The following is an 8,615-nucleotide window of genomic DNA, read 5'->3' as shown; positions in this document are numbered from 1 at the left end:
TAGAGTTTTGTCTGTTTATAGATAGAGTTTTGTCTGTTTATAGATAGAGTTTTGTCTGTTTATAGATAGAGTTTTGTAGTATTATATATTCATAAAACCATATTCATTAAAAGAGGTGCTTCATTTGAGTAATGAAATTGTTAAATATGATCCTGAATTAAATACAATCCCACTTCGAAAATTCACTCCTGTTGAAATGAATTTATTCTTCTCAATAGTTTCTAGAATGCGTGACAAGGGTGACGAAACTGTAAGGTTTTCATTTGATCAATTAAAAGAATTAAGTGCATATAAACCTACAGCAAATAACCGATTTATTGACGATATTGAAAGTACTTATCAAAAAATTTTAGGCTTACGCTTTGGAAGACGTAGTAAAGATGGGCTGCATCGTGAATTTTTTGTTATGTTTACCGAATTTGAGATAAACGGCCATGCTGATGATCCTTATGTTGATATTAAAATTTACCCCAAAGCTATAAAATTATTAAATGAGCTGGAAAGTTGGGTTCGTTATGCTTTATCAGAATTCAGAGATTTAAAAAGTAGCTACGCAAAAACCATGTTTCGGTTACTAAAACAATTTAGAACTACTGGGTACGCTTACTTTTCAGTTGCAGACTTTAACGAGCTATTAGATGTCCCTAAAAGCTATAAAAGTAGCAATATAAATCAATCCGTTTTAAAACCCATCAAAGAGGAACTTACGCCTCTTTTTAGAGGCCTAACGGTTAGAAAAAAATATGGTAAAGGCCGCGGGAAACCAGTGATTGGGTATTCTTTTACTTGGAAGCCTGAAAAGAAAGACGCTAACGACTTCTCACAAGGTCAATTTCAAGATGAACGTCAAAAACTCTTTAACATTCAGCATAATGGTGAATTAACAGAACAGGAAAAATGGCGCGCCATTGACAAGGTTAAGGGGCTAACTTTAGGCTCTACTGAAAAACAGGTACTGGCTGATAAACAGGCCGAGCACGATAAAAAAATAAGAGATCAAGCAAGACAAGAAGCACTTGCTGAACTCCGAAAGGGGTTTGGAAATCATGCCTAAAACTATTAGAGAACTTGCTGATGAATTGGGCGTTTCAAAGCAAAGAATTCAACAAATTATCGCCAAATTATCGCCAAGCAAAACACCAAATAAGGAAGGCAATAGATACTTTTTGAACGTCCAAGATGTCAAAAACATAAAGGATTTGATGGGCTTTGACAATGACAAGTCATCGACAAGTGAATCGACAAATAGACTTGTCGATTATGATGTTTACTTAGATTGGAACGGCTGCTAAACTATTACCAGCGACATTCATTGCTGCTTAGCTTTTAAGGAGGCGATTAATTGGGGTTGTTACAATTAATGCTTGGTGTGCTTGGATTCACAGTGTTATTAAGTTCTCTTTTTTTGACAATATTGGTACGGCGACAAGCTGCGCATCAAAAGCGTAGTGAAGCCTATATAGAAGTAGCTAAATATCTGGGTGAAAATCCAACTTTATTTAAGAAGGTGAACCAATTAGTCAAATTGGAAAGCACAACAAAGATTTTATCATTGGTGTTTTTCTTAGGTGGCTGGATAGTCTATTCAATAAACGATTTTCTGATAATTTCTTTGGACGATAGTGTCCGTGTAATGATTTTGTGGACATCAATTGTCTTGTTTGTTATCTTAACCATTGTGCAGATGATGCTAGAATTTCGGCACAAAAAATTGTTGTCTTTTCCTCTGTCTAATATTTCTCCAGTAGAGAATACTGCAGGAGAGAAACGCTGGATTCTCAGCAAGATACTGTTAATGATTGGGACGGCGATATTGACAACATGGCTACAGCTTGTGGCTCAATGATTACTAACTGATAAACTTTCAAAAATTGATCCGTTAGATTGTACCCTAACGGATCGCCCAGAAACATCTTCAAATAAGGCCTAAAATCCGATTCAAATAAGTGACCCGAAACGATTTCTAAGATCGTTTCGGGTATTTTTATGGGTAGTCGTGTGTAGCCATTGCTATAATTGACATTAGATTGCACGAGATGAGGAAAGCCATATGAGCAATTCTATATTTTTTTATTTATTTTTTTAGCGTTTTCAAATGAAGAAGTGTATTCATAACTTCTGATGCCCCAAGCATAAAAAATGACAGAACCTATAATTATTACTAAGAAGTCCCATGGATATTTGATTAAATTTTGGCCATTGAAGTCCGAGCTCCCCACATATGATACTAAAGATATGAAAATTAAGTAAGCAATAAACCAAGCACAACCTAATATATCTTTTTTTATATCGCTATTTTTTATTTTAAATTCATAAAAAATATAAATAGGAAGTCCCAACGTTATTATACCAATTACTTTTATAGTTGTAGGCCACATACCCCAATAAATTGCTAATGATGTTACTAAGAATGAAATAAGAGGAATTATTCTTATACTTTTTACTTTCATCGGTCTTTTAAAATTTGGCCCCATTTTTCTTAATGAAACAAGGACTATAGGTCCAGTTAAATACGAAATTAAAGTTGATGTAGAGATTACACTTGCCAATGTAGCCCATGATCTAAATATTGACACTAATAAAATGCTTAAAATAGCATTAACCACCATAGAAACTCTAGGAATATTATATTTATGATTAATTTTCCCTAGAAATTTTGGAATGTGCCTACTTTCAGTCATAGCTGAAAGGGCTCTTCCTGCAGAAGCTACAAATGAAACACCAGTTCCAAAAGGAGAAATAAAGGCATCAATATATAAGAGGACTGAAAGCCAGTAGACACCCAAAAGAATTGCTAAATCGGCAAATGGGGAATTCATATTTATTCCGTTCCAACCATATTTACTTATAATACCAGGACTTATAGATGTAATAAATGTACTTTGCAAAAGTATATATATAATTGCACTTATAAGTAGTGATAAGAATATTCCTAATGTGATATTCTTGCTAGGTCTTTTTACTTCTGTTCCCATATTGATAACTGTTTGAAATGCATTAAAGGAGAATATTATACCTGCGGATGTCGTTGCTGCAAATATTGATGACGACCCGTAAGGCATAAACTCCTGAAATGAGGAACCATAATTTTGTGGATGAAATCCACTCAAAGATAGTACTACTATTGTTAGTATAGGAACTATTATTTTGAACAACGATATAAAGCTGGTGAATTTTAACAAGAATGAAACAGACCAATAATTGATTAAAGTAAAAATAATTATAAAAGTAAAAACAGCAAATAATCCTATTATGGTTATAGTTCCATTGTCAAACATTTTTCTTGTATATTTTGCCCAACTCCATGGCCAGGAAGCCATATATTGAACAGCTGCTATAGCTTCAATAGGTATAATAGCGACTAAGGAGATCCAGTTTGCCCAACTGGACATAAAGCCTAGCATATTTCCATGGGAGTATGTTGCAAATTTACTCATAGATCCAGAGGTTGGCAGCATTGTACCTAACTCCGCATAATTATAAGCAATTATACCAATGACAAGAACCCCAACAATCCAAGATAAGATGGCAGCTGGACCAGCTATTTTGGAAGCCTCCCATGCTCCAAATAACCAGCCAGAACCTATTAATGATCCGATTCCTAACATTACAAGACTATATAAGTTTATTTTCTTTTGAATTATATGCACCGCCTTTTTTAATAAAAACACTTAAAATAATATCAGAAAAGAAAGTATTGTCAAAATTTTGGCCGGATATTTACAATCGGTAGATTGTAAAATTAATCCGAACGCTGTTCGGACAAAAAAGATCAGCTTCCTTTAAAATGGTGTTTACCACAAACCCATCTTTTAGGAGCTGATCTTTTGTCTAGTATAACCTATTCCGAACGAATTAAAATCGAAACCTTTTGTGAACTAGGGCTGTCCAATATCCAAATGGGCGTTCGGATTAATTTTACAATCTACCATAAGCCTACCGATTTTTTAATATTATTTTATTCATCAATTTCCGGCGCCGACCCAAGCTCTGCCTGAATCATCCAGATTTTCTTCTCAATTGCGGTTTTGAGACCAATGAAAATATCTTGGGTACTGAAGTCTTTTTCAACATCGGATACTTCAATGCCGTGTTGGTAAAGGTCTTCCAAGTAACGATAGCCATCAACTAGGTGTGCGAGGCGTTCTGGGGTTGTTTTGTCCCATTCACCAGGCCAGTCTTGAATCTTAGTGTTTTCGACCATTTCTTTTAAGGTCGAGTAAGGACTGCCATCAAGCGCAATCAGCCGTTCAGAAATGACATCGAGTTGGCTGTCAATTTCTTCCATGAACTCATCCATCAAAGGGTGCAACTTCAAAAAGTTGGGTCCACGCATGTACCAATGCGTCTGATGGATAATCATTGACATCTGGCTCAAATCGGCAACGAGTTGATTTAATACTGCTTTGGTTTTCGTATATTTCATTAGATTGATCTCCTTTCGATATGGTTATTATAACTTAGTGGTAGCTTAATCTGAAACGTTATACACTGGCAAATTAAGTTATTTATAGCCCGTAGAATTAAGTCGTTTTGAAAAGATGGAGACGTTATATGGTAGATTGTAAAATTAAATAAATCTACAATTGAATTTTATTTACCTTATGAAGATGTTCAAAACGCGTTAAAGGAAAGTGCGCAAAACCCCTTTATACGTACAAAGGATGAATGGGTAGTGGGTAACAATGAGTGTAAATTAAATAAGGCACAAAAAAGGATGCTTAAGGATAAAGAAATATATAATCATTTCAATCTAGAAAATATTTCCAGTTCCATCAAAACGGAGCTAAACAAGATAGTGCATGACATCGATGACTAATACTTTAACACCAAACAGAAAGGGGCTATGAATATATAGGGTCTATAATTCACAAATAACCCCTCAAAAACGTTGTTAAAACAACCCCCATTATCTACCGGTTAGATATTGGGGGCTATTTTAATTTATTTTTTTATAAGTGCCCCTAAACTATAGCTATTGATTCAAGATTTCATGGTAGCCAGTGGCTACCAACAACAAAACTAATTCATTATGATCTAGCTGATAAATAACAATCCAGCTATCATAGTTTTTACCATAACTTCCATACCTAGCAGGGTGAAATTCACGATAGCCACGCCATTTACCCTTTAACGCATGATCTTTGATTCGTTTCAAAATAAGTGTATCTTGTTCCATAATTGCTTTTAAACAAGGTTTCAAGACAGTTATCGGAAAGTGCTTTTTCACTAATTTTTTTAATTCGCGTTCGAAAGACTTGGTCTGTTTAATTTGCATCTAACTTATCGATCCAATCATCAAAGTCGGCCAGTGAGCCAATGTTTTTCACCTGACCAGTTTCTGCTTCTTTTTTAGCAGTCAAAGCCTCTGGAGAATCTAAAAAGCTAATTAAACGAACTTCATTGTTGGCCGCCTTAACCAAGGATAAGCGAATATACTCAGAAATAGTTAATCCTTGTTTTGCTAGATTAGCTTTAGCCCGTTCACTAATATCGGGTGTTACACGAGTTGAAACTGTCTTATTTTTAATAATAGCATTACTCATAAGCTTCCTCCTTCCATGTTTACTATCGTATTACAATTATTGTATTGTGTTTTTATCATTACTGCAACTATTTGATTTTCAAATAGCCCCTAAAAAACATTGTTAAAATAAGCCCTAAATTGTGGGGCTAAATTGAATTGTTAATCGTTGATTAGTTGCCTGAGCAATCTCAGACAATACCTTAGTCGAAGCATTCATTGATCCATTTTCAATTCTAGCAATGGTTGATTGTGGTTTACCAATTAGACTAGCAAATTCACGTTGACTCATACCCATATTTTCACGGAGATCACGAACTTTAATCGCTACCTCTAAGTTGATATTTTCCTGTTCAACGAGCTTTGCAAAATCAGGATTATTTTTACTTCTTTCAGCAACATATTCATCAATTTTACTCATTGTTGATCCTCCTTGTTAAAATACTGGCTTCGTCGATTCCGAGCAATCTTCTTTTCACTCTCTGGTGTTTTTTGCGTTTTTTTAGTGAACGCATTGGTGATTAAGTACTGAGGCCCTTGTACTTGGAAATAGATAGCTCTCTGAATATTTGAAGCCCTCTTAGAGCGAATCTCATAGAGATTGTTTTCTAGTTTTTTAACCCATAATTGACGTTCTGCGATAATTAGACCGTTATTTTCAATATTTTGAATGGTCGCAATTAATTTGGCAGCGTCTTTATCAGGTAATTGATCCAAAAATTGTTTAAATTCATTCCAGTCATAATAATCAAATTCTATTTTTTTCATATTTATATGATAGCCTATTTGCTATCAAAAGGCAAACATTTTATTTTGTAATCCCTTGGTACAAGCGGAAGTGTGAATTTCACACTTCCGCTTGTACCAAGGGATTACGTCTCCAGCGAGGTGATTTACATGCAACAAGTTGTCTTACCCATCAAAGATTCAAACGTTCTCAAAGAGGTTCAAGATACCTTACTCAACAACTTTAAAGCTGGCCGGCGTAACTATACAGTTTTTCAAGTTGGCAAAGCTACGCTACTGCGAGTGAGTGATGTCATGCGCTTAAAACAAACCGATATTTTTAATCCGGACGGTGCTATTAAACAAAATGCGTTCATTCACGACCGAAAAACGGGTAAGCCTAATACCTTGTATCTTAAACCAGTTCAAACAGAGCTCTTATTGTACCGTCAATGGCTACTTGATCATAGACTAGCCTCTGAGTGGCTCTTTCCTTCCATTCAACACCCCGAGCGCCATATCACGGAAAAACAGTTCTACAAAATTATGAGTAAGGTTGGCGATCTGTTAGGAATTAATTATCTAGGGACCCACACAATGCGCAAAACCGGGGCTTATCGCGTCTACACACAATCTAATTATAATATTGGTTTGGTCATGCACTTATTAAATCATTCCAGTGAAGCAATGACTTTAGCTTATTTAGGCTTAGACCAGGCTAGTACTGAAACGATGCTGGATAAAATTGATTTTGGTTAGGAGGCTGGCTTTATGGATTTAGATTTTAAATCAAACAAGTATGATCTTTTTGATGATTGGCATCAAAACAAGACTAAACAAGCCTTTACACAAAAGTTGCAGCAACAAGCTCAACTTGAAAAAACACAGCTGCCACAGTTATTGTCGCGTGAAGATTTAAAAATTCGCTGGCAGATGAACTCTCGTCAAAGTGTTCATCAAGTTGCTAGTAAGCCTGATTTTCCGCAACCCGTTTTTGCTTTTAATCATGGTAAGACGCCACTTTACTTAGCAACTGAAATTCAAATTTTCGAAATTAATCACCCTTGGGTAATAACTCCCGGTGCCCGTCTTGCTTATAGTCATTGGATCCTTCGTAATGTGATTGATTAATCTTAAGATTTAACTCTAGGTTTGTGATAGTTGGCGTTAGCCTTCTAATACAAATAAACCCCATCAAAATGGGGTTTAAATCTACCCTTGACACTTGTCAAGGGTGTAAGTGCGCATTAAACTCATTTCATTCCGTTTAATGACGCTAAAAAATAGCTAACTTGATCATTAAAATAAAAGGTTTTTTTTTTAGTTCAATGTGCACTTACACGTCAACTAACTTTGACGTGTTTCGATATCCCAAAAATTGTATTAGATTTCGCTGCGCTCAAACAAATCTTTTTAATTGCTTTACACCGTTTTTCTTTCTAAACTTAATCACAATCTTTAAATAACTAACTATAAAAAGATGCCTTTAATTTAAACCTGAAATAATTAGCTAATGTTAGGAGTAACTCAGATGGACGAAAAGAAAGTATTAAAGCCAATTGATGAAATGCTTGCTGATCCTTGGCAAGTTGATATTCAAGAATTGTTTGAAGCTTCTGTCAATGAACCTGACGAGATCAAAAAGAATTTGTATGATTCCCTATATACTTATATTTTACAAAAAAGACAAGAAGATATTATTAATCGTCCTGGCTTTGTTATTTAGCCCTCTAAAAAGCCGCTGAGGGCTTTTTATTTTTGCTTTGGTATAAATTGTATATAAATAGCCTTAAAATCGCTGAGAACAAAAAATAAGGCCCTTAAAAAGTGACATAGCAGTTAAATCTTTATCAAGTTTTAGAAAAGCTAACTATTTGCTGTCAATGGTAGCGGACGAGCACAGCGTGGGAGCATAAGGAATTGACAGCTCTAAACCAGTCTTAACACTGAATTGGCGAAAGCCAAAGTTTCTATAAAACTTTGCTTTCCTGCCTAACGGCGAGTGAAAAAGCGGTTAAGCTGGCTCAGCTTGGACGGGGTTCGGGGCGTCAGCGCCCGAATTAATGTGGCTTGCCACACCTTTTAGGCAACGAACAGAGTGAGGCGCAAGGAGCATAGCGACTGGAGTTTAATGTGAGCCGGTTTTTGGCTCACTCCTTTGTGTTTTTTGCTTCTAGGTTTTGCCCTCGTACAGTGGTGCCTCTTATATACCTCTTTTATAAACCTCTTTTAAACCTCTTTTAGACCCCTATTGCGCCTTACTCTCCCAGGGAATACAGGAGTTTATGGATAGAGTTTTGTCTGTTTATAGATAGAGTTTTGTCTGTTTATAGATAGAGTTTTGTCTGTTTATAGATAGAGTTTT

At 35.5% G+C, this 8,615-nt stretch carries 12 protein-coding genes and 1 pseudogene; 7 read left to right on the top strand and 6 right to left on the bottom strand.

The genetic code is table 11. The features are described 5' to 3' along the window. The first annotated feature begins 124 nt into the window (after window positions 1–124). From EKM79_RS11815 to EKM79_RS11805, 3 genes are read left to right on the top strand one after another with little or no spacing between them, the layout of a single operon-like run. Window positions 125–1,054, top strand: a complete 930-nt coding sequence (locus tag EKM79_RS11815) for a replication initiation protein (protein WP_125569045.1) — start codon at window positions 125–127, stop codon at window positions 1,052–1,054. Then, the gene (locus EKM79_RS11810; RefSeq protein ID WP_246005696.1) at window positions 1,047–1,292 is read left to right on the top strand and encodes a hypothetical protein; all 246 of its coding nucleotides are present in this window, start codon (window positions 1,047–1,049) and stop codon (window positions 1,290–1,292) included. Before EKM79_RS11815 ends, EKM79_RS11810 begins: the two co-directional genes overlap by 8 nt. 50 nt (window positions 1,293–1,342) lie before the next feature. Further along, a complete protein-coding gene (locus EKM79_RS11805) occupies window positions 1,343–1,846 on the top strand; it encodes a hypothetical protein (protein ID WP_125569043.1) in 504 nt (167 codons plus the stop codon). A 214-nt stretch (window positions 1,847–2,060) separates the two neighbouring features. On the opposite strand, the gene EKM79_RS11795 is transcribed toward EKM79_RS11805, so the two are convergent. Beyond that, on the bottom strand, window positions 2,061–3,650 hold the full coding sequence (locus EKM79_RS11795) for an APC family permease (protein WP_281273231.1): 1,590 nt from the start codon (window positions 3,648–3,650) through the stop codon (window positions 2,061–2,063). 177 nt (window positions 3,651–3,827) lie between these two features. Between EKM79_RS11795 and EKM79_RS11785 the strand changes: the two are divergent. After that, window positions 3,828–3,917 (top strand): annotated as a pseudogene (locus EKM79_RS11785) (IS30 family transposase); the annotation flags it as partial. 41 nt (window positions 3,918–3,958) lie between these two features. Here EKM79_RS11785 and EKM79_RS11780 read toward each other — a convergent pair. The 5 genes from EKM79_RS11780 to EKM79_RS11760 all read right to left on the bottom strand — a co-directional run bounded on the left by EKM79_RS11780 (window position 3,959) and on the right by EKM79_RS11760 (window position 6,292). Continuing rightward, on the bottom strand, window positions 3,959–4,426 hold the full coding sequence (locus EKM79_RS11780) for a Dps family protein (protein WP_015474713.1): 468 nt from the start codon (window positions 4,424–4,426) through the stop codon (window positions 3,959–3,961). A gap of 549 nt (window positions 4,427–4,975) precedes the next feature. Beyond that, the gene (locus EKM79_RS11775; protein WP_125569039.1) at window positions 4,976–5,278 is read right to left on the bottom strand and encodes a type II toxin-antitoxin system YafQ family toxin; all 303 of its coding nucleotides are present in this window, start codon (window positions 5,276–5,278) and stop codon (window positions 4,976–4,978) included. Beyond that, entirely contained in the window at window positions 5,268–5,546 is a 279-nt protein-coding gene (locus EKM79_RS11770) for a plasmid mobilization protein (RefSeq protein WP_125569037.1), read from the bottom strand. Before EKM79_RS11770 ends, EKM79_RS11775 begins: the two co-directional genes overlap by 11 nt. Before the next feature lie 114 nt (window positions 5,547–5,660). Beyond that, complete coding sequence (locus EKM79_RS11765; protein WP_003688399.1) at window positions 5,661–5,945, bottom strand: helix-turn-helix domain-containing protein; 285 nt, start codon at window positions 5,943–5,945, stop codon at window positions 5,661–5,663. After that, window positions 5,942–6,292 carry a type II toxin-antitoxin system RelE/ParE family toxin gene (locus tag EKM79_RS11760; protein ID WP_056992261.1) on the bottom strand — a complete coding sequence of 117 codons (351 nt, stop codon included), beginning with the start codon at window positions 6,290–6,292 and terminating at the stop codon, window positions 5,942–5,944. The genes EKM79_RS11765 and EKM79_RS11760 overlap by 4 nt, the downstream gene beginning before the upstream one ends. A gap of 129 nt (window positions 6,293–6,421) precedes the next feature. Between EKM79_RS11760 and EKM79_RS11755 the strand changes: the two genes are divergently transcribed. The 3 genes from EKM79_RS11755 (at window position 6,422) to EKM79_RS11745 (ending at window position 7,976) form a co-directional block, all read left to right on the top strand. After that, window positions 6,422–7,009: a site-specific integrase gene (locus EKM79_RS11755; RefSeq protein ID WP_025083961.1), complete on the top strand. Its 588-nt coding sequence runs from the start codon at window positions 6,422–6,424 to the stop codon at window positions 7,007–7,009. A 12-nt stretch (window positions 7,010–7,021) separates the two neighbouring features. Next, window positions 7,022–7,381: a hypothetical protein gene (locus EKM79_RS11750; RefSeq protein ID WP_046870853.1), complete on the top strand. Its 360-nt coding sequence runs from the start codon at window positions 7,022–7,024 to the stop codon at window positions 7,379–7,381. 382 nt (window positions 7,382–7,763) lie between these two features. Further along, the gene (locus EKM79_RS11745) at window positions 7,764–7,976 is read left to right on the top strand and encodes a hypothetical protein (protein ID WP_011005842.1); all 213 of its coding nucleotides are present in this window, start codon (window positions 7,764–7,766) and stop codon (window positions 7,974–7,976) included. Window positions 7,977–8,615: the final 639 nt, after the last annotated feature.

It is taken from the genome of Companilactobacillus insicii, from assembly GCF_003946015.1.
GTDB lineage: Bacteria > Bacillota > Bacilli > Lactobacillales > Lactobacillaceae > Companilactobacillus > Companilactobacillus insicii.
This window is presented reverse-complemented; position numbering and strand designations above follow the sequence as displayed.

Excerpts from the sequence above, each read along its gene's own strand:
- EKM79_RS11810 (WP_246005696.1), top strand. The coding sequence starts at position 1,047 with ATGCCTAAAACTATTAGAGAACTTGCTGATGAATTGGGCGTTTCAAAG.
- EKM79_RS11780 (WP_015474713.1), bottom strand. The coding sequence starts at position 4,426 with ATGAAATATACGAAAACCAAAGCAGTATTAAATCAACTCGTTGCCGAT.
- EKM79_RS11775 (WP_125569039.1), bottom strand. The coding sequence starts at position 5,278 with ATGCAAATTAAACAGACCAAGTCTTTCGAACGCGAATTAAAAAAATTA.
- EKM79_RS11770 (WP_125569037.1), bottom strand. The coding sequence starts at position 5,546 with ATGAGTAATGCTATTATTAAAAATAAGACAGTTTCAACTCGTGTAACA.
- EKM79_RS11765 (WP_003688399.1), bottom strand. The coding sequence starts at position 5,945 with ATGAGTAAAATTGATGAATATGTTGCTGAAAGAAGTAAAAATAATCCT.
- EKM79_RS11760 (WP_056992261.1), bottom strand. The coding sequence starts at position 6,292 with ATGAAAAAAATAGAATTTGATTATTATGACTGGAATGAATTTAAACAA.
- EKM79_RS11755 (WP_025083961.1), top strand. The coding sequence starts at position 6,422 with ATGCAACAAGTTGTCTTACCCATCAAAGATTCAAACGTTCTCAAAGAG.
- EKM79_RS11750 (WP_046870853.1), top strand. The coding sequence starts at position 7,022 with ATGGATTTAGATTTTAAATCAAACAAGTATGATCTTTTTGATGATTGG.
- EKM79_RS11745 (WP_011005842.1), top strand. The coding sequence starts at position 7,764 with ATGTTAGGAGTAACTCAGATGGACGAAAAGAAAGTATTAAAGCCAATT.